The 19,643-nt window shown below is 44.6% G+C and carries 22 protein-coding genes; 15 read left to right on the plus strand and 7 right to left on the minus strand.

All coding sequences use genetic code 11. The annotated features are described in order from the left end of the window. Nucleotides 1-3 precede the first annotated feature (3 nt). From FIU99_RS08620 to FIU99_RS08655, 8 genes are all read left to right on the plus strand, one after another. Nucleotides 4-702, plus strand: a complete 699-nt coding sequence (locus tag FIU99_RS08620) for an ABC transporter permease (RefSeq protein WP_006962326.1) — start codon at nt 4-6, stop codon at nt 700-702. Nucleotides 703-711: 9 nt separating this feature from the next. Beyond that, nucleotides 712-1,428: an energy-coupling factor ABC transporter ATP-binding protein gene (locus FIU99_RS08625; RefSeq protein ID WP_006962327.1), complete on the plus strand. Its 717-nt coding sequence runs from the start codon at nt 712-714 to the stop codon at nt 1,426-1,428. Further along, entirely contained in the window at nt 1,406-1,993 is a 588-nt protein-coding gene (mobA, locus tag FIU99_RS08630) for a molybdenum cofactor guanylyltransferase MobA (protein ID WP_006962328.1), read from the plus strand. The genes FIU99_RS08625 and mobA overlap by 23 nt, the downstream gene beginning before the upstream one ends. Then, entirely contained in the window at nt 1,990-3,765 is a 1,776-nt protein-coding gene (locus FIU99_RS08635) for a bifunctional molybdopterin-guanine dinucleotide biosynthesis adaptor protein MobB/molybdopterin molybdotransferase MoeA (RefSeq protein WP_006962329.1), read from the plus strand. The genes mobA and FIU99_RS08635 overlap by 4 nt, the downstream gene beginning before the upstream one ends. A gap of 51 nt (nt 3,766-3,816) precedes the next feature. Beyond that, a complete protein-coding gene (locus FIU99_RS08640) occupies nt 3,817-4,083 on the plus strand; it encodes a DUF2960 domain-containing protein (RefSeq protein WP_006962330.1) in 267 nt (88 codons plus the stop codon). A gap of 403 nt (nt 4,084-4,486) precedes the next feature. After that, on the plus strand, nt 4,487-5,029 hold the full coding sequence (locus FIU99_RS08645; protein ID WP_080555961.1) for a TadE family protein: 543 nt from the start codon (nt 4,487-4,489) through the stop codon (nt 5,027-5,029). Nucleotides 5,030-5,032: 3 nt separating this feature from the next. Next, entirely contained in the window at nt 5,033-5,581 is a 549-nt protein-coding gene (locus FIU99_RS08650; protein ID WP_039952436.1) for a TadE/TadG family type IV pilus assembly protein, read from the plus strand. A gap of 11 nt (nt 5,582-5,592) precedes the next feature. Continuing rightward, on the plus strand, nt 5,593-6,984 hold the full coding sequence (locus tag FIU99_RS08655; RefSeq protein ID WP_038511267.1) for a vWA domain-containing protein: 1,392 nt from the start codon (nt 5,593-5,595) through the stop codon (nt 6,982-6,984). A 12-nt stretch (nt 6,985-6,996) separates the two neighbouring features. Here FIU99_RS08655 and FIU99_RS08660 read toward each other — a convergent pair whose 3' ends face one another. The 3 genes from FIU99_RS08660 to FIU99_RS08670 form a co-directional block, all read right to left on the minus strand. After that, on the minus strand, nt 6,997-7,470 hold the full coding sequence (locus FIU99_RS08660; protein ID WP_006962334.1) for a GNAT family N-acetyltransferase: 474 nt from the start codon (nt 7,468-7,470) through the stop codon (nt 6,997-6,999). Between the two features lie 62 nt (nt 7,471-7,532). Next, nucleotides 7,533-8,441, minus strand: a complete 909-nt coding sequence (gene nagK, locus FIU99_RS08665; RefSeq protein WP_006962335.1) for an N-acetylglucosamine kinase — start codon at nt 8,439-8,441, stop codon at nt 7,533-7,535. Between the two features lie 142 nt (nt 8,442-8,583). Continuing rightward, nucleotides 8,584-9,324, minus strand: coding sequence for a tRNA-uridine aminocarboxypropyltransferase (locus tag FIU99_RS08670; RefSeq protein WP_039952618.1), 741 nt, complete (start codon nt 9,322-9,324; stop codon nt 8,584-8,586). 84 nt (nt 9,325-9,408) lie between these two features. On the opposite strand from FIU99_RS08670, the gene FIU99_RS08675 reads away from it, so the two are divergent. Continuing rightward, nucleotides 9,409-10,197 (plus strand): sterol desaturase family protein, encoded by a 789-nt coding sequence (locus FIU99_RS08675; RefSeq protein ID WP_039952439.1) that lies wholly within the window; start codon nt 9,409-9,411, stop codon nt 10,195-10,197. A 16-nt stretch (nt 10,198-10,213) separates the two neighbouring features. On the opposite strand, the gene FIU99_RS08680 is transcribed toward FIU99_RS08675, so the two are convergent. Then, nucleotides 10,214-12,247: a methyl-accepting chemotaxis protein gene (locus FIU99_RS08680; protein ID WP_039952441.1), complete on the minus strand. Its 2,034-nt coding sequence runs from the start codon at nt 12,245-12,247 to the stop codon at nt 10,214-10,216. A 95-nt stretch (nt 12,248-12,342) separates the two neighbouring features. On the opposite strand from FIU99_RS08680, the gene FIU99_RS08685 reads away from it, so the two are divergent. Beyond that, nucleotides 12,343-12,855 carry a C40 family peptidase gene (locus tag FIU99_RS08685; protein WP_039952445.1) on the plus strand — a complete coding sequence of 171 codons (513 nt, stop codon included), beginning with the start codon at nt 12,343-12,345 and terminating at the stop codon, nt 12,853-12,855. Between the two features lie 2 nt (nt 12,856-12,857). Here FIU99_RS08685 and FIU99_RS08690 read toward each other — a convergent pair whose 3' ends face one another. Beyond that, entirely contained in the window at nt 12,858-13,202 is a 345-nt protein-coding gene (locus FIU99_RS08690) for a DUF3802 family protein (protein ID WP_006962343.1), read from the minus strand. 352 nt (nt 13,203-13,554) lie between these two features. Between FIU99_RS08690 and FIU99_RS08695 the strand changes: the two genes are divergently transcribed. Together FIU99_RS08695 and FIU99_RS08700 are read left to right on the plus strand one after the other, a co-directional pair. Further along, complete coding sequence (locus tag FIU99_RS08695; protein WP_006962345.1) at nt 13,555-14,421, plus strand: fructosamine kinase family protein; 867 nt, start codon at nt 13,555-13,557, stop codon at nt 14,419-14,421. Between the two features lie 270 nt (nt 14,422-14,691). After that, nucleotides 14,692-14,895: a CPXCG motif-containing cysteine-rich protein gene (locus tag FIU99_RS08700; RefSeq protein ID WP_019276122.1), complete on the plus strand. Its 204-nt coding sequence runs from the start codon at nt 14,692-14,694 to the stop codon at nt 14,893-14,895. A 35-nt stretch (nt 14,896-14,930) separates the two neighbouring features. Here FIU99_RS08700 and FIU99_RS08705 read toward each other — a convergent pair whose 3' ends face one another. Then, the gene (locus tag FIU99_RS08705) at nt 14,931-15,545 is read right to left on the minus strand and encodes a riboflavin synthase (protein ID WP_006962348.1); all 615 of its coding nucleotides are present in this window, start codon (nt 15,543-15,545) and stop codon (nt 14,931-14,933) included. Between the two features lie 176 nt (nt 15,546-15,721). On the opposite strand from FIU99_RS08705, the gene FIU99_RS08710 reads away from it, so the two are divergent. Together FIU99_RS08710 and FIU99_RS08715 are read left to right on the plus strand one after the other, a co-directional pair. Continuing rightward, entirely contained in the window at nt 15,722-17,092 is a 1,371-nt protein-coding gene (locus FIU99_RS08710) for an MATE family efflux transporter (protein ID WP_006962349.1), read from the plus strand. Nucleotides 17,093-17,245: 153 nt separating this feature from the next. Continuing rightward, nucleotides 17,246-18,175 (plus strand): DUF3080 domain-containing protein, encoded by a 930-nt coding sequence (locus FIU99_RS08715; RefSeq protein ID WP_006962351.1) that lies wholly within the window; start codon nt 17,246-17,248, stop codon nt 18,173-18,175. Here FIU99_RS08715 and FIU99_RS08720 read toward each other — a convergent pair. Further along, nucleotides 18,165-19,022, minus strand: a complete 858-nt coding sequence (locus tag FIU99_RS08720) for a DNA ligase (protein ID WP_006962352.1) — start codon at nt 19,020-19,022, stop codon at nt 18,165-18,167. The two genes, FIU99_RS08715 and FIU99_RS08720, sit on opposite strands and share 11 nt — an antisense overlap. 290 nt (nt 19,023-19,312) lie before the next feature. Here FIU99_RS08720 and FIU99_RS08725 point away from each other — a divergent pair, with 290 nt between their 5' ends. Next, nucleotides 19,313-19,630, plus strand: a complete 318-nt coding sequence (locus FIU99_RS08725) for an STAS domain-containing protein (protein WP_006962353.1) — start codon at nt 19,313-19,315, stop codon at nt 19,628-19,630. The last annotated feature ends 13 nt before the right edge of the window (nt 19,631-19,643 follow it).

Here is a 19,643-nt window from a genome sequence, read left to right on the forward strand (position 1 = left end):
GTTATGACCTTAGGGAAGACAACAATAGACGCCTTGGCGTTATTGGCCAGCTTTGATCAGGAGCTGTGGGAGATCGTAGCGGTCTCCTTCAGCGTCTCCATTACGGCCATTTCACTGGTACTGCTGCCGGCGATTCTATTTTCTTTCATTCTTGCTTATACAGATTTTCGCGGAAAGTGGATTTTTTTGTCCCTGATTAATACGTTACAAGCAGTTCCAACCGTTGTAATTGGCCTACTCCTTTACATGATGTTATCTCGCTCAGGTCCTCTCGGGGACTGGCAAATGCTGTTTACCCAGCGAGCGATGATCGTAGGTCAAATGTTGATCGGCTTTCCGGTTCTGGTCTCTATGATGCACGGTGCGCTGCAATCCAGCGATCGCCGCGCTGTCGAAACGGCCATTACACTGGGAGCATCCCCTTCACGCCTTGCGGCGACCATGATTTGGGAAACAAGGTTTCCACTCATGGCAGCTACTATCGCAGCGTTTTCACGCATTGTGACTGAAGTTGGCTGTTCCACTATGGTGGGCGGAAACATTATGGGGATGACGCGTAACATCCCAACCGCGATCGCGATGGAGAGCCATAAAGGCGCTTTCGCCCAAGGTGTGGCTCTGGGCATGGTTCTACTCGCGCTGGCGCTTGCCCTCAACTTTTTCCTGACCAGTATGCGCGGCAAAGGCTACCTCAGAACGTAAAGGCGAATTATGACCATCAAAATCACGGCACAAGATATTTCGATGCGCTTTAAAGAACGGGTACTCTTTCATATTCCCACTTTGAGCATTGGTCCTAACGACGCCATCTACCTGAAAGGTGACAACGGGGTTGGAAAAACGACGCTACTCAAAATTCTGTCTGGTCTGGCGAAGCCCACAACTGGGCACGTCAACGCCCCCTATGATACTTGGGTTAAGCGATTTTTTAGCCGAACAGGAAGAAAAGACGTTATCTATCTGCACCAATCGCCTTACCTGTTTGATGGCACGGTTTATCAAAATGTCGTCTATGGCATCAGATACCAACAAGAATCACTTAAAATTAAGCGAGCTCAAGTTATTACTGCGTTACGCATGGTAGGCTTGGAAACTTTAGCGGATGAACATATTTCTGTGCTTTCGGGAGGCGAGAAACAACGCGTTGCGATGGCCAGAGCCTGGATACTCAAACCATCCATTCTTTTGATGGATGAGCCTAGTGCATCTCTCGATCAAGAGTCCATTGATAGGTTGGTGATAATGGCGAAAGATCTTCTGGCTCGGGGATCAAGTATCGTTATCACTAGTCACCAGGAAAATGCACTGACAGACTTATGCCGCAGGCAGTGGTGGATTAAAGATACGACTCTGATAGAGTCGCCACTGCTACACGTTATTAAAGATACAAGGCAAGAGAACACTTATGCTTCTTCCAACGCAAACTAGTTGGGTTATTTTAGCTGGCGGTCAAGCTAGACGTATGGGCGGAAAAGACAAAGGCCTTATTGAACTCGACAATAAGCCTTTGATTCAACATGTATATGAACGACTGTCCACACAAGTCTCTGACATCATGGTCAATGCAAACCGCAATCAAGATACCTATTCAAAGTATGGTGTCGTGGTCGGCGATAAAATCAAAGGTTTCCCTGGGCCTATGGGCGGTATTCACGCAGGTCTAGCGGCAGCAACTAAAGACTGGGTCGGGTTTGTTCCCTGCGACAGCCCACAGATCAGCATGGATTTGGTCGCTCGTTTTTGCTCTGCAGTCAAAGAAGATTCTGACATTCTGGTCGCCCATGACGGTGACTATCAGCAGCCCGTCTTCACGCTCTACCACAAGCGTGTACTGCCGAAACTGACCGCGTTTCTTGAACGTGGCGATAGAAAAATCATTCTTCTTTATAAAGAGTGCAAGACGCACTATGTGGATTTTAGCGATGCGACGGATTGTTTCGTTAACCTGAACACCCCTGAAGAACTGGCACAATTTGGAACCATACATTCATGAAACACTCGCTCCCTATCCCAATTCTGGGGTTTGCTGCTTATTCTGGAACCGGTAAAACCACGCTGTTGGAAGCTTTGTTGCCAAGATTAACTCAGGCAGGATTACGCATTGGTATGCTAAAACACGCACACCATAATTTTGATGTAGATAAAGAAGGCAAAGACAGCTTCCGACTACGTAAAGCTGGCGCCTCTCAGATGCTCATTTCATCTCGTAATCGCTACGCGTTAATGACTGAAACTCCCGAAGCTGAATCTGAATTTGAGTACCTACTTAGCCGCTTCGATACGGACACGTTAGACGTCATCTTGGTTGAAGGGTGCAAAAACATCGCCTTTCCAAAAATCGAGCTGCACAGAGAAGAAGTGGGCAAACCTTGGCTGCACCCTAACGACAGTAACATCATCGCTATCGCTGCAGACACGCATGTTGAAGATGTATCCCTTCCTCAGATGAATATTAATGATCTTGATGCAATCGCGCGTTTTGTTTGCGACTACGTCAAGCCCGAGAAGCGAGAGCAAGTCGCTAAGACTACAGGCTGTTGCGACACTTTGTCTCCTGCATTTCTTTCTGTCAGCGAAGGGCAAGACAAAATCCTTTCCTCAGTTCAATCCCTGGCAGGCGTGGAAACATGCGCTATTGAGCAAAGCTACGGACGAGTACTGGCTAGAGATATCCACTCGCCAATTAACGTGCCTCAATACACTAACTCAGCAATGGATGGCTATGCCATTCGCGGCGATGATGTGGAAAGAGAACAATACACCGTCGTTGCTGAAGTGCTTGCTGGCCACGCCTACGATGCACCTCTTCACAAAGGTGAAGCGGTAAAAATCATGACTGGCGCGCCAACGCCAGAAGGTGGGGACACCGTAGTAATGCGTGAGCAGGCAAAGCAAACTGGAAATCAGGTTTCTTTTGCGGGTGCATCAATTAAAGCTGGTCAAAATGTTCGTCAGGCTGGTGAGGACCTTCCAGTAGACAGTGTGGTTTTCAGTCAAGGTAAAAGACTAGAATCACCTGAAATGGGGATGATCGCCTCTTTGGGTTTTGCAGAGTGTCCTGTTTTTCGCCGCCTGAAAGTCGCAGTGTTCTCTACAGGCGATGAAGTGCAGGCGCCGGGTACCGAGCAAGCACCAAACTCTATTTATGACTCCAACCGCTTTACCCTACTTGGCCTGTTAGAAAAATTAGGCTGTGAGATCCTCGACCTTGGTATCCTCGAAGACAATGAACAGAGCATGACGGAGGCCCTGCAAGCTGCCTCGGCTCAAGCGGATGCCATTGTCACGTCAGGTGGTGTTTCTGTCGGTGATGCCGACTTCATCAAACTCGCTTTAGATAAATTGGGCAGCATTGACTTTTGGCGCATCAATATGAGGCCGGGTCGCCCGCTGGCCTATGGTCAGGTGAACGATAAACCCTTCTTCGGCCTACCGGGCAATCCCGTAGCCGTGATGGTGTCGTTCATTAACTTTATTGAGCCTGCGCTGCGTAAAATGCAAGGAGAGCAAGGTTGGCAGCCTTTGAAAGTCAACGCGGTCGCACTTGAAGACTTACGTTCTCGTCAAGGCCGTACTGAGTTCAGCCGTGGCGTTTATGAGATAGATCCTCAGGGGCAATTGACCGTCAGGAGCACAGGGAAACAAGGTTCTGGCATTTTGCGTTCAATGAGTGAGGCCAATTGTTTAATCGAAGTTTCGCCAGCGATCGATACAGTAAAAGTCGGAGAAAGCGTGACAATCATTCCTCTTCAAGGCAGAATCTAGCGCAATCAAAGGCCAGCTCAGCTGGCCTCAGTTATCTTAAGAGAAAGACATATGGCTCGCACAATCCTGTATACCTATAAGGGTGAAGACAAAACGCTGACTTTTTCATATCAGCAACATCGTAATATTCATGAAGCAGTGGCCGAAGCAGAAGGTATTGATATTTCCGAGTTCCTTAAGATGGAACAGCAAATTGAAGCGGTGTCAGATACTAAGGCAATGCGCAATTACCGCGACAACCACTTTAGAAAGCTAGGATTTGAAAAAATCACGCTTCAACAGAAGCAAAATCTCGGTGTTGGTAAGAAGAACAAGTAACCAATGCAGGAGCCCCGCCAGTTGGGCTCCTTTCCTTTCAGTGCTTCTGAACGAAAGTATGAGTTAGTTTGTCTCCCTTCGTTCCTGCTTCCCCAGAAAGCACCTTTATACTTCTCAATCCTGAAAACTTTTTGTTCTTTCACCTAGGCGGAATATATTCCTTTATCAAACTATAATCTTCTACATAACATCTAATGTACTGAACAACTAAAGTTTATTTTTTATATCTATCAACACAGGCCTTTCTTACTTAACAAATTTGCACTAGAGCACCTAGTCTAACCCCCAATTTACCACTGGAAATTGGGTCAAATCAGGCTATACCTACTACATTGGCCTTTTTCTAATTTGAGGCTCAACACGTTTGTGTGATTGACTGTTTTTAGGTTAAGTAGGTGTGAGTATGAGATCGTACATCCATAACTCAATACAGGTACAAACTGGCAAGTCAAATTGCAGAGTCAATTCGCCTAAAAACAAGCCACACCGCCCAGTACGACATCGCCGCAAGCAATTTGGTGGCTCTATTGTCGAGTTTGCTCTTGCTGCAAGTTTCTTCTTCGCTATTTTCATGACCATTCTTGATCTCTCGGTATACGGCTACGTCAAACTGACTATGCAGAATGCAGTCCGAGAAGGTGCGCGTTACGCCGTCACTGGCCGTTCAGATCTCGACCCAGACGGCAATGGTGATCGTGAAGCGGCCGTCATTCAAATGATCTCTGACGCCTCTAACGGCTACCTAGAACAAGTGATGAATGTCGACGACATACGTGTTGAAGATATCGATGGCAACGCTGTCGCATCTTTTGGTAGTGCCGGTGACATCATCGCGATTCATTTGGACTGCGAATGGCCTGCTGCCAGCCCACTCACCTACCCATTTGTTGAAGGTGGTAAATATCAATTTACCGTCAGTACGGCGATGAGAAACGAGGCATTTTGATTTATGCGTATATCTAGATCTCTCCCCAAAAAACAAGGTGGCTTTGCCGCCGTTGAAATGGCGCTAATCACACCTTTTATGCTGGTCTTGATTGGGGGAATCATTGAGGTGACGCAATTGTTGCAATCCAACAGTGTGATGATAGGGATGAGCAGAGAGGCCGCAAACTTAGTCTCGCGAACCAGTACCAATACCCCAGATGAGATTATGACTTTGGTCGCGACAACATCGGCTCCATTGGACATGAACAGTGATGGGGTTATGTACATTACGCTGGTTGTTGGTCAAGAATCTGCAGATCCATATGTTAGCGAACAATATGTATGGAGTAACTCGGGACTGGTTCATAGCAGCTCAACGTGGGACCAGTGTACGACTTGGACAAATAATCAATGTGAACTGCCTGATCCACTCCCTGAGCTGACTGATTTTCCAATCACTTTGGCAGATAACGAATCCGTTTATGTGGTTGAAATACATTACGAATATACGCCATTGACCAACTATCTATACGACAGCTCATTTGTGATGAGCGATTTTACTTACTTATAAGGACGAAGTTTATGCCTTTCAAACAACGCTTAGCGAGCATACGTAAGTCAAAAGGTTTGGTGGCATTAATATCCGTAATAGCCGCACCTTTCCTAATTTTAGCAACAGGGACTGCTATCGACAGTGGTCGTGCTTTTTTAGTCAAAGCAAAATTATTCGCTGCTGTCGATGCTGCTGGTATTGCCGCTGCACGAGCTGTCGCTGAGGGTGAAGATGCCGCCAGAGACGCAGCAATTAAGTTTTACAATGCCAATTTACCCACAGACTACCATGACAGTACAACTGCAAGTCCAACAGTAACGTTTGGCTATGACTCATTTGGTAATATCTCCATTGATTTATCCGCGTCTGCCGAGGTCAGCACTACTTTCTTAGGTGTTTTTGGCCACAGCTCTTTAGAAATTAGTGCCACTGCGCAAACTGTGCGTAGGCCAGTTGATTTAGTGTTAGTCGTTGATAACACCACTTCATTGAGGTTAGGCTCTATCGGCGATGTAACGGATGATGTTGTTGCTCGCTCCAAGGACTTCATCACCAATTTCAATGAGAGCTTTGACCGCATTGCATTAGTTAAATACGCCTATGGTGCAGAAGTCCCCGTTGCTTTCCAAAGTTCCAGGGGCCATAGTCGCAGCGACATTACTACCGAGATCGACGCATTTGATTTTGGCAGCCTCTCCAGCTTGCAATACACGAACTCTTCAGAGGGCATTTACTTAGCATTAGATGCTCTGAGGAATGTGACTGACCCTGCTAATCTAAAAGTCATTGTATTCTTTACCGACGGTGCGCCAAACACCTTCGCTTCAGAATTCGACTTTGTTGGTACCAGCACGAATTACACAGGAGCCATTCGCTCCAGCGACGAGTCTAGCGGTACACCAAGAGGGTTGTGGTATCACGATGCAATTGCCACTCAATTACCAGGTTCAGGTTATGAAGGAAGCGATATTGATGATTATATTGCTGAGTTGCCTGACTACTATACCGCCCATAGCGCTAGCGCGACCGAATTCAATGTACTAAACCCAAGCCACCCTGACCGGCCTGTCACTCAATACAACCCAAGCACACACTCTGCCAACGATCTCTACATTCGTGTTAATCGTGTCGCTCGAAATTTACTTGAGGATATCGCGACAGCAGCTCGTGGTGAGGATATATACGTATTCACGTTGGGTTTAGGCTCCTCTCTCACTTCGTCAACTGGACCGGATAATGAGCAAGGGGAAGATCTTCTGATGCGTATGGCGAACGACCCTAGAATGCTGGATGATGCAGACTTAGCAGGTGATTTCAGAGCCGATCAGCTTCAAGGGGTGTACTGCCACGCAGTCGATGAGGAAGCATTGGGTCCATGTTTTGACGAAATGCTGGACGTCATTATACGTCTGACTCTATAGATCAACTTTTCGTTATAGGGGCTTATCCATATAGATAAGCTCCCAACTCTCTCCGTCGAACTCTCGAATACCATACTCTCTCTTCACTTCGACAAAACCTAGTGAGTGATAACAGCGAATAGCCGATAGATTGTGGCTAAATACACACAATGTAATTTCGCTATACCCTTGGTTTCTAGCTTCTCGAATCAACGCTTGCAACATGGTTTTCGCTACGCCCTGCCCTCTAAATTGCGGAGCAACAAAGACCCGACAGATTCGAGCAATATCATTCGAATGATGATATAGCTCAACGAAACCAGCCTCTTGGCCCTGATGAGCGTACAGATATGGCTTTACCTCAGCCTGCGAGCAATGGACATCGACGCTCTCAACCGTTAATGGGTATTGATACGCAGGTCCGCCCCACAGGTAGTTAAGCTCAGCGGAATCAATCCAGTCGATAAGTTGCTTATAGTGTTCTTGTTGAAAGGCGAGCAAAGTCATTGTGATTACCATAAAAAGAGCCTGCCTAAGCAAGCTCTCAAATTTATTCAATCAAATCAAGATTATTTGATGTTGAGGAAGGCAGCACCACGCACACCACCAGAATCGCCATGTTTTGCTTTGATAATCTTCGGACACTTAGCAACAGATAGCAGATACTTAGGCACCCGCTTTGGCATCTCTTCGTAAATGAGTTCGAAATTAGACAACCCACCACCTAGTGCAACAACATGTGGGTCATTAGCAGTAAAGATATTAGCAAAGCAAATTGCCAACAACTCCATAAAGCGCTCAACATGCTCTGCTGCTTTAGCTTCGCCTTCCTTATATGCATTGATGATATCAATCGCTTTCTTCGCTTCGCCGTAATAGTGCTCGTATATTAACTCGAAACCACGACCCGATAAGTAGCTGTCCAAGCAGCCTTTTTTACCACAGCCACAACCTAGTAGTGGCGCGTTGTCTCCTAGGTGGAACCAAGCATCAATCGGTAAACGCATATGTCCAAGCTCACCCGCCACGTGGTTACGACCAGAAAATACTTTGCCGTCGTAAATCAATCCACCACCAAAGCCAGTGCCAAGAATCAGCCCCATAACCGAAGGCTCATCTTTAAGCTCTTCATCCCACGCTTCAGAAAGTGCAAAGCAGTTCGCATCGTTTTCAATTTTAACGCTACGGCCTATTTTGGCTTCAAGGTCAGCGCGAAGTGGCTTACCTTTGGCCGCAGGCACGTTAACCGTCAGAACGGTGGCATCATCGGCGTCTTCCATTCCAGGTAGACCTAGACCGATCTTGCCTTCGCAGCCAAACTGTTTGTCATATTTATTCACCAGTTCAGCAATCGTGCTCACTAATAAAGAATAGTCTTCCGTTGGCGTTGGTACGCGCTCAGTGGCAACACGCTCTAATTGGTCATTAAACGCACCAAATTCAATCTTAGTGCCTCCAACGTCAAAGCCGTAGTACATCGTATCTCTCCCAGAAACAAATATAAAAAAGTCAAAATCGGTTCATTATCCACATTGGTACGCCTACAATCCGTGACGTGGAACGAATTTAACCACTACCTAGACTTAACTGTGCAGACTATCGCCAACAAGCCCATTATTTTCAGACTGAATTCTCGTTTTTCACCTTCTGCAGATAATGTTGCAGCTGTGGTCGGTCAAAATTTGGCTTAATTCGGGTTTTGCTTAACAAGTAACTTTCTTTAAACACGTCAAACCACAGTTTAAGCGTTTGCGCTGTCTGCTCTTCACCCAGTTGTTCAAGTACCAATGTTGCGACTTCCGCCGTAGCAAGGTGTTGCTCATTTTCAGAACGTCTCATGACGTACTGAGAAATTGATTCTGGCGACACTGACAAAACAGGAAGCGCGTTCAAATATGGCGACTTTCGAAAAATGCGCCTAGCTTCTCTCCAGCTTCCATCTAGAAAGATGAGTAATGGTTTTTTACCACCACACTGCTGACGAGGATGTTCTCCAAGCAAGCGAGACTTATCTTCAACATATTCATCAGGAAACACGACGATGGGCTGGTAATCTTCATGATTGAGCAACGACAACATCGCCTGATCGGGCTCTGTGCGACTCCATTGATACACATAACCTTCTTTTACCGTATCAAGGATAAGCCGCCCAGTATTGCTTGGTTTGAAGACTTCGTTTTCAGACACTAGCAGCATCACCGCCACTGAGCTGGAGACATCTGGCTGATATGCGCAGATACAAAAGTGTTCAGCTACCTGACAGTACTGACAACGCTGGACTTTACAGCCTCTTGCATTGAACGGCTTAGTCGAGTGCTCTAGGCGATGTTGATAGAGACGGTGAAAAGCGTGGATTCTCATGTAAGTTGATGGATAATGATAAAGGGTGCAGAGTTTACCTTGAGACAAATCCGTTGCAAGTTCCATGTGGGAGAAAAACGTCGTATGCAGAATCCAGATCTTATTCGCTTAAGCTTTTTTCTATCTGTGCTGATACTGTGTGGATTGTGGGAATGGCTAACTCCACGAAAAAAGCTGACCCAGAATAAGCTCTATCGCTGGATGAACAACCTTGGCTTAGTCGCGTTTAACTCGGTCTTTCTCGGCATCTTTATGCCCGTGCTCGCCTTTGAGGCAGCAAACGTTGCTCTCAAACAACAATGGGGCTTACTCAATCACCTAGATTTCCCCTTATTAGCGGAACTCATCATGTGTGTCATCTTTCTCGATCTGGCGATCTACCTCCAACATCTGGTCTTTCATAAAGTCTCTTGGCTATGGCGATTACACAGAATGCATCATGCGGACCAGGATATAGATGTCACGACAGGCAGCCGCTTCCATCCAATTGAGATCGTGTTGTCGATGTGGATTAAAATTGGACTTGTGGTCGCACTGGGTGTTTCTCCTGTTGCAATCATCGTGTTTGAAATCATTCTCAATGCCAGTGCGATGTTTAATCACAGTAACGCCAAGTTGCCATTCAAGGTGGATGCTATTCTACGCAAAATCATTGTCACACCAGACATGCATCGCGTGCACCACTCAGTAATACCGCGAGAAACCCATTCTAACTTTGGTTTTTTTCTCTCTATCTGGGACCGCTGGTTCGGCACTTACATCGATCAACCTGAGCGTGGACACAACGATGTAAAGATTGGGATTCCACTTTTCCAGACGCCAAACGAACAAAGGGTTGATAAGATGTTAACCCAGCCCTTTCGAGAGAAATAAGTTACTGATTCAATGACTATTGTGGTAAGTCGTACTTATGAAGCATAGCTTGTTGATGACCTGCAATTTCAGCAACTTGTTCTGAATTTTCAACCATTGATTCAAGTTGAAGTTTAGTTTGCTCTCCCTGTTCCGATACATGAGCGATGGAATGGCTTACATCCGCTGTTGCCCGCTCCTGTTCTTCCGTCGCTACAGTAATTTGCTCCACTCGAAGACGTATCTGATTAACCGCTTTCTCAATGTTTTCAAAGGTACTTTTTACTTGTTCACTGGACTCAAGAGCGAAAGTCATTTCCTCACGGCTAGCTGAAACTGCACTACGCGATTTCTCGGCAGCAGCAACCAATTCGCTCATGCGGTCGCGGATGTTTGACGTCTGTTGTGATGTATCGCTGGCCAGTTTACGTACTTCATCAGCAACCACGGCAAACCCTCTCCCTTGCTCTCCTGCTCGTGCAGCTTCAATAGCAGCATTGAGCGCCAATAAATTCGTATTTTCTGCAATACCGGAAATCATATCGACCATTTCACGAATCTGCTTCACTCGATTGTCCAACTCAATCATGGAGTGTTCATTCATGTTAAGTGTGTCTTCTAAAGATTGAAGCCTGACTTGATTCAGCTCGATGACTTTCACCCCATTTCCAGAATACTCTGCCGCTTGTTGGGATTCACTGTATGACTCGTTGGTCACGGTTGCGATTTCTTTTATCGATGCTTCGAGTTGCGTGACTGTCTCAACCATGCTTGTGAGGGATTCATTCTGACGTGCCAAGCTCAGATTAGATTGCTCCGCTGCATCATGACTAATTTCCGCTGTTTGATATAACGTCTCGCAGTTTCTCGTCACCGTCGAGATAGAACCACGGGTTGACTCGATAACCTGATTCAGTTTGCGCGCCACTTCTTTCATTTCAAATGGTCCGAGCAAAGTAACCGTGTTGGTAAAGTCATGCTCAGTTAGCCTATTAAGATTACCAGTGATGTTTTTCAAGCCTCGATTAATCCAAGTTCGTAAAGAAGCCCAAGAAACAACAATAATAGCGACCAACACCAGACTACTAATAATCAGTATCGTATTGATAGAGTATATAGTGTTGCTAACGACACGTTTACTGTCATCGATTAGCGCTTCTGCTGTCTGGGAAATGTTGTTAAGCAGTTGGATGGTGTCATTGGCCAAAACCGCCGCGTGGGAAAGCTGTGCGCTCTGATTTTGTGCCAGTTCTAATTTTTTCAAAATTTGCTTTAACACCCCTGACTCAGAAAAACCATCTTGGACCATGTCGTATGGGGCAATTAAACTCGCAAACTCTTTAACCTCGGGGTGCCATTCAGAAAAGTCATCGAACGCTAGATTGATCCCAGCAATACGATTACGCATTTCCTTGTACTCTTGCATTGCTTTGTCTTGATCCGTTTGCATCATCAAAACTAGAAATGTACTTTCCATAGAGCTCGCACTAGCAATAAATCGATTCGCAGCATCTGAAGATTCAGGGTTATCAACGGCAAGAAAGGAACTGATTCGATTCATTTCTGGTCCGATTGAGCTCAAGCCATAACGGAATTCTGTCACTTGTGAATCTATACTCCCCTGCATTGTCAGTAACGACTTCTGAGCTGAAAGTATTCTGTTGGTTAAATCAGATAACGCTTCGATATTCTCTCTAAGTTCTAATTCTTGCTGTTGCGATATGGCTTGATTGAATTCCGAGGAAATCGCAAAGACTTGTTCCACTAACGTCGACGTTTCATCCGAACTGTTAACGGTTTGTTCCTTGATTCTATTCAAGCCCTCAATATCGCTAACTTGAGAGCCGTAGCCGAGTTGCTTAACTTGTTCCAGAATGGCTTGTGTGAGCTTTGCATTGGTCATTGCAAGAGGAAGGGCCTGATCGGAAAGCGTCTCAAATTGAGCTCCAACTCTCTCAATCCCTTTAATACTGGTGACAGATAATCCAATGACCAGTATGGTTATCGTTAAGAATACAGCACTGATAGTTTGAATGAGCGAGAGTGAAAAACTCGTCTTTTGCTTAGGCATAATTTTGAACCGACATCATACAAAAGTTTAATTAGTGTGCGATTCTATTTAGATAATATTACATACAAATGTCATTAAGAGGTGAAATAGACACCATGAATAGAGTTGCGCCGCAATTTTCAATCGCTTTGTTAATTCTCCTCTTAGCAGGATGCTCAAGTTCCCCTTCCTCAACAGACTTCAATACCTTAGATAGTGGTAAAAATATCTCTTCGTATGAAAAAGGTGTGCAACAAGAGTTTCTTGAAGTCTATAAGGATTGGAAGGGAGTCCCCTATCGCCTAGGGGGCAACAATTACAACGGTATTGATTGTTCCGCTTTTGTTCAAGTAGCTTACAGAGACGTCCTGAACATCCACTTACCCCGCACCACATTGGCACAGGTAAGCATCGGAAACGAGCTGAGTTATGAACAAGTTCAAGTGGGAGATTTAGCCTTTTTCAAAACATCAAGAAAGGTTCGTCATGTAGGCGTGTATATTGGTAACAAGCAATTTATGCATGCTTCAACATCAAAAGGCGTCATAATTTCTAGGCTTGACAATCCCTATTGGGCTTCGAAATTCTGGCATTTCAGACGGGTTGCCACGCCGCCTGTGGTGAATTGAAATCAGTCGTATTTGGCGACTGCGGAATCAAATAGATTTTTGACCAGTGCGATATACTCATCAAGGAATGTTATCTGATCATTGGTTGCAGGTTTAGCCCACACACCCGCTAACACCTCTCCTAAATCTTCTACAACTGAATCTGCTTCCTTAAGCAATTGGAAGCGAACACTAGAGTGCAGTTCTGGGTTCTGCTCAAAAATGGCCATGATGTTACTCGCTACCATATCGGTAACGACATCTTCGACACTTTCAGCACCCGTGTCTCCATCGTCAGATGAAAAGACATCAAGATTAAAAGCCAGATGCTCAATAAGTGCTAGGTAGCCATCGGTTTCAACAACCACTGTCGTTCTCCATTCATTATTCTACTTTCGAGTCACTATCTAATACTAAGACATATCAATGAGTTTTCACAACTCAACTCGACTCGGACGCTGATAAAATTCAAAAGTTGTTTATACCTTAGTTGAAGAGTTTGGTTTAATTTCCAACTTATTGCTTTGAACTAGGATCAACTTTTATCAGGCTAAACTATTTTACTAGCTTATAGACTCTAACCAGATATGACAAAGTTCACAAATTGATAAGCCCAATGAATCCGCCCACTAAATGATTGAATTTTTTGCAGTCTGATTCAGAATTAACCAATTCCTTATTCTACAATGTTAATACTCAACTGCGGAAACGGATCTTGATATGTGGCAAGCCATAACTGAGCAACTGTCTGAAGCATTAATGTTTTCTTTTGATATTGTCGAAAAAAACCGCTTACATGGCGGTGATATCAGTGACTGCTACATGATAAGCGATGGAGAGCAGCGCTACTTTGTGAAAGTCAATCTGCGAGACTTTTACGCTAAGTTTGAAATAGAAGCGGAAAACATCCGAATTTTACGTGAGAGTTCCACCGTTTTCGTACCGGAACATATTCTTACTGGAAAGAGTAAAGAACATGCCTTCCTGATTCTGAACTATCTCCCTACTAAACCACTCGATGACAGCAGTAACAGTTACAAATTTGGCCAGCAGCTTGCCAAACTCCACCAATGGGGAGAACAGAAAGAGTATGGGTTTGATCAAGATAACTTTATTGGTTCCACCTTACAGCCCAATAAGTGGGACCGAAAATGGGGGCGTTTCTTTGCTGAACAACGAATTGGCTGGCAACTTCAGCTAATGAAAGAGAAAGGAGTCACTCTGGTTGATATCGGTGATTTTACCCATCTCGTAAAGGACAGGTTAGGTAACCATAACCCTCGTCCATCTTTGCTGCACGGTGACCTCTGGCATGGTAACGCAGCCAACTCAGTATTTGGCCCCATTTGCTACGACCCTTCCTGTTACTGGGGAGATCGAGAGTGCGACATTGCGATGACCGAACTTTTTGAAGGGTTCCAGCCAGAATTCTACCAAGGCTATGAGAGCGTGCTACCGCTAGATCTTGCTTATAGTGAACGTAAAGATATTTACAACCTTTATCACCTACTCAACCACTATAATCAGTTTGGTGGACACTACTTAGATCAATGCGAACGCTTAATCAACAAAATACTCACATACTAAGTTGTAGGAATTTTCTTATTTTACAACAAATTAGAATCATTCAATCGAAAAACTTTCAACCCAAATCAAAACACCGAGCCCAACCTTGGTGTTTTTTATTAGCTATCTCAAACTTTGTACTTAATTTACGTCTATTACTAACTTAACGACTTAAGATTAATTTGTCGGAGCCAATAATAACGGATTGAACATACTCAAAGCGTGACCAAGTAAATCACGGGTATGTAAGGCTTGGGCATTGATCTCATCAAAGACGTAAGGAAGAGAGCTATGCGAAAATACACAGAGAAAAGAGTTACCTGCCCCCATTGTGGGCACTCAATTGGTATCACGTTAGATGCAACGAATGGTAGCCAGAATTTTTACGACGACTGTCCTGCCTGTTGCAACGCCATCCACCTCAGTATGATGGTTAACGAACAGTTGGACGAAATCGAACTCTCAATTGATGCCGACGATGAACAAATTTTTTAAAAAGCGCCGAAAGGCGCTTTTCTATTTCTCTATGCTCAAAGCATCTCTTTAGCTGCTAGAACACGCTCGACTGAATCCACGATAGCCTGAGTCTGAGGATCAATTTCGACATTCACTTTGTCACCTTGCTGACGCTGACCAAACAATGTTCTCTGTAAGGTTTCCGGAATTAAATGAACGGAAAAGCGATTACCTTCAACTTCACCAATGGTAAGCGAACAACCATCTAACCCAATGAAGCCTTTCGCCAATACATACCTCATCATGTTCTCAGGTAACTCAAGCCAAACCGTCCTATTGTTAGGTGTATCGATCACTTCAACAATTTCACTCACCATGGAAATATGTCCAGACATGGTATGACCGCCAATCTCGTCACCAAATTTGGCAGCGCGCTCAATGTTAACCGAATGACCAACCTCCAGCTCACCAAGATTGGTTAGCTTTAAAGTAGACTGTATCAGATCGAAAGAAACGTGTTCTCCATCGATTTTTGTTACGGTCAGACAACAACCGTTATGCGCCACCGATGCACCTATAGATAATCCTTGACCCATTGATGAATTCAATCGAATTACATGAGTTTGAAACGACTCTTTCTTCTCGATAGCGATGACTTCCGCCATTCCCTGAACAATTCCAGTAAACATTGCAAATTCCAACAGTTTTTCGTGGAGGTTAGTGTGACATTTAATTATCATTTAGCACAACAGCACCATGTATAAATTATCGATAACAATGGTGTTCACCCCTTTGATTTTCGTGTTGATTCCATAATTTGATTCTGCAGAAGTCAAAGCATCTTTGCTTTCATTGGAGTTTTTACGTGCATCGTTATAAACAAGAAGCGAATAAGCTGATCAAATTGGCCACGCCAGTACTGATTGCTTCCGTTGCGCAGACAGGCATGAGCTTCGTCGATACCGTCATGGCAGGCGGTGTCAGTGCGACGGATATGGCTGCTGTATCCATTGCATCAAGTATCTGGCTACCTTCAATACTATTTGGCGTTGGCCTGCTCATGGCCTTGGTCCCAGTTGTCGCTCAACTCAATGGATCAGGCCGACAGGTTAAGATTCCGTTTGAGATTCAACAAGGTGCCGCAATGGCATTGCTCATATCTATACCCATTATTGGCGTGCTTTTTCAGACTCAAAATATAATGGGTTTGATGAATGTCGAGCAGTTAATGGCTGAAAAAACCAACGGTTACATGCATGCTGTAATTTACGCTGTGCCCGCCTTTTTGCTTTTCCAAACCTTGCGCAGTTTTACTGATGGTATGTCACTCACCAAGCCCGCAATGGTCATTGGTTTCATTGGGCTGCTGTTTAATATCCCGCTAAACTGGATTTTTGTTTACGGTAAATTTGGTGCTCCTGCGCTGGGCGGTGTGGGATGTGGTGTCGCAACAGCCATTGTTTATTGGCTAATGTTGTTTATGTTGCTGTTCTATGTCGTGACATCCAAACGTGTTGCCCATATCAATCTATTCGGACAATTCCACAAGCCGCAGCTAAAACCTCTTGTTCGTTTATTCAAGCTAGGCTTTCCAGTAGCAGCCGCGTTATTCTTTGAAGTTACCCTATTTGCTGTCGTTGCACTCTTGGTTGCCCCACTCGGCTCGCTGATTGTCGCAGCGCACCAGGTTGCGATTAACTTTTCGTCGTTAGTCTTTATGCTGCCAATGAGCATTGGTGCAGCGACCAGCATTCGTGTTGGCCACAGCCTTGGAGAGAACAATGTAGAAGGGGCTGCAATCGCATCTCGTGTAGGTGTCATTGTTGCTGTGTTGCTGGCCTTATCCACTGCACTATTCACGGTTCTGTTCAGAGAGCAAGTTGCATTACTTTACACTGACAATCGCGCTGTTATAGAGATTGCTTTGCAATTGCTGCTATTTGCTGCCATCTACCAAGTAACGGATGCCGTGCAAGTCGTTGCGGCTGGTGCCTTGAGGGGATACAAAGACATGGCCGCAATATTCAACCGTACTTTTATCGCCTATTGGATTCTAGGCCTCCCGATTGGCTATGTTTTAGGAATGACAGATTGGATTGTTGAGCCTATGGGCGCTCATGGCTTCTGGATGGGTTTCATTATCGGTCTTTCATCAGCTGCAATCATGCTTGGTCTGAGACTTCGTTGGATGCATAGACAACCTGAAGATATCCAATTGGAATTTTCCTCTAAATAACCAAAAAAGGTCAGCTATGCTGACCTTTTTTGCATTTACTTCGTAGACTAATAACAAACCTTGATTGTTTCCTTATTTATCACACCTATGCGTATCTTTATTGTTTTGGTATCACTCTTGTCCCTTTCTGCTTGTGATTTTATCAAGAGTCCAATGGACGCCAGTTTGGACACCTATTTAGCCCGTATCGCCAATGTCCAAGATAGACCAGCGATACCAATGCCGGATAACGTCAATGTCTTACTGCCCACGAAACGAGAACTGCATATTACTATCCCTAGTATCAGCATAGGACTACTCGACAGTTATGAGCTTCGAAAATGCGGTTTATTCAATCTTGTTGCAGAGAAAAACTCGGTATTAGGAAAGATTCAGGACCAATTTCGAAATTTCGATTACCAACTCCAAGTGAGTTACGGCATAGAGCGCTGCTTAATGAGCCCAGATATATCCTCTGCACTTAAAACACAACTAGCTTCAATCCAACAACAGAAGCTCAAACAATTACCAGCGCACTTTACCAATTTGGTGTTTTCAAGTGACGCAATGCGTAATCAACTAGAAGCGACGGGATGGTTATCCGTCGATCAAGGTAGAGGCAGCACTCAAGTCATACAAGCGCTCGATCAAATAGATTCCAGATTTTCAGCTAGCAAAACACTGGATTACACCAGCACTTTAAACGCACTAACACCCTACCAAGAAGTCTTAGAAAAAAACGCAGTTTTAGGCCCGCTCAGCTATTCAATGCTCAACGCTGGAAACAAGTTGAGCGTCATCACTCAACAACTAAAAGCTCACGATGAGGCTATCCTATGCGGTCAGGGAAGAAATACAACTAAATTTCGCTATCTCAGAAACGTGTTTAACGAGTTTTTCATTGGTCAAATACAGCCATACCTCGCCAAAATCGATAGCATTTACAATGAACTGAACCCTTTAATAGATTTTGTTGATACAAGCCACGCCAATTACCAATACCCGATTAAGCAATATCACCAAGCTTTCAGAGCTGCTACAAAAGAGCATGTTGAGTATTGGCAAGCCTTGTTCAAACGTTGCGGAGCATCCCCTACTCGCTAGTATATTCTGGCCTTTCTCTCATATAGCGCGCAAATTTAGGAATACCGTTTTGCGTATAGCCATTGTATCTAAATGTAATGATTGAACCGAGCTTAGGGGGCTGGCGCCGCTGCTCATCAGTAAAGCCACTACCTATATAAAATTCTATACCTGAATCCAGCTGGATAAGTAACGCCCCCATCTGCCCGCTGTACTTTCCCTTACCGACTTTGTAGCCAACAACTAAGCCTTCTGCGTCCTGATGTTTCTTCATCTTCAGCAAGTCACTACTACGACCAGCCTGATAACGACTGGTCACCTTCCTTAACATCAACCCTTCGCCTTTTTGCTCGCTGACGTTGTCTAAGTAATGAAAGAGCTCCTGCTCAGAGCGAATCGGCGTATGCTCGACTAACTTGATGTGTGGCGCGTCAATTGAGTCAACCAAATATCGAATATTGTAGTAGCGCTTTTGATAGTCTCCCGCCGCTTGCGGCATATCAAACAGCATGAAATCGATCTGCTTCCAAGATGGTTCAACGGGTACTTTGTCTAAAACCGTCTGTTGGACAATATGGAACTTTCCTCTCCCCGCCCATAGCTCCCCCTCGACGGCATAGCTCGGTAGAGGTTTAATGAACCAATCAGGCGCATGTATGACTTTACCATTGCGTGTAGTTAATTGAGATCCATCCCAAATAGCACGAATACCATCTAGCTTTTCACTTTTCCAGTAATCCTCAATATTCGTTCCATACTCGTAGTCATTGGCCTGAACCAAAGGCATATAACTCAAAGAATGACTCTCTGACCAAGCGTTGAAAGATATAGCAACAGCAATCGCGACACTGGTTAACTTAATTTGCATCCCTAACTCCAGACATTTCCATCCGAAGTGATTTTCAAGGCTCGATGCATAAGTTCAATCAATGCCAGCTAACAATACGAGTAACATCAAAAGTTCTTTCCTCCTACAGATGTGTCAGTTACAGCCTCCAGCGCCATTTTTCATTTATAGACATGATTCTCAGTCTGAGAAAACACGTTTCTCAAATTGAGAAATATAAGAACCATCAACTTAACCAATTGATTTTAAAGTGCATATTTTTTGGCACACAAAGTGCCTTATTTAAGAAAACTATCTGAGGAGATATCGTCATGGAACTACGTAAAATTGAACTAACAAATGAAATTCTTACCCTTCAAATTGATGGCAACTTAGATGCTGACGGCAGTCGATACGCTCAACAACACATTGATGAAATTATCGCTGATCAACATGGCGAAGTTGAAATTGATTTCCGCAATGTTCGTTTTCTTGATTCTTCAGGTGTTGGTGCACTGGTTTACCTATACAAACGTCTAGTCGAGCGTGAGCGTCAGATGCGCATCGAGAATGTCACTGGCCAACCACTTGAAATCATCAATCTGCTTCGTATCGACAAAGCAATCCCTGTGAACTCTCGCACTCACTAAAACAATAAACGAG

This window comes from Vibrio sp. THAF64 (assembly GCF_009363455.1).
Taxonomy (GTDB): domain Bacteria; phylum Pseudomonadota; class Gammaproteobacteria; order Enterobacterales; family Vibrionaceae; genus Vibrio; species Vibrio coralliilyticus.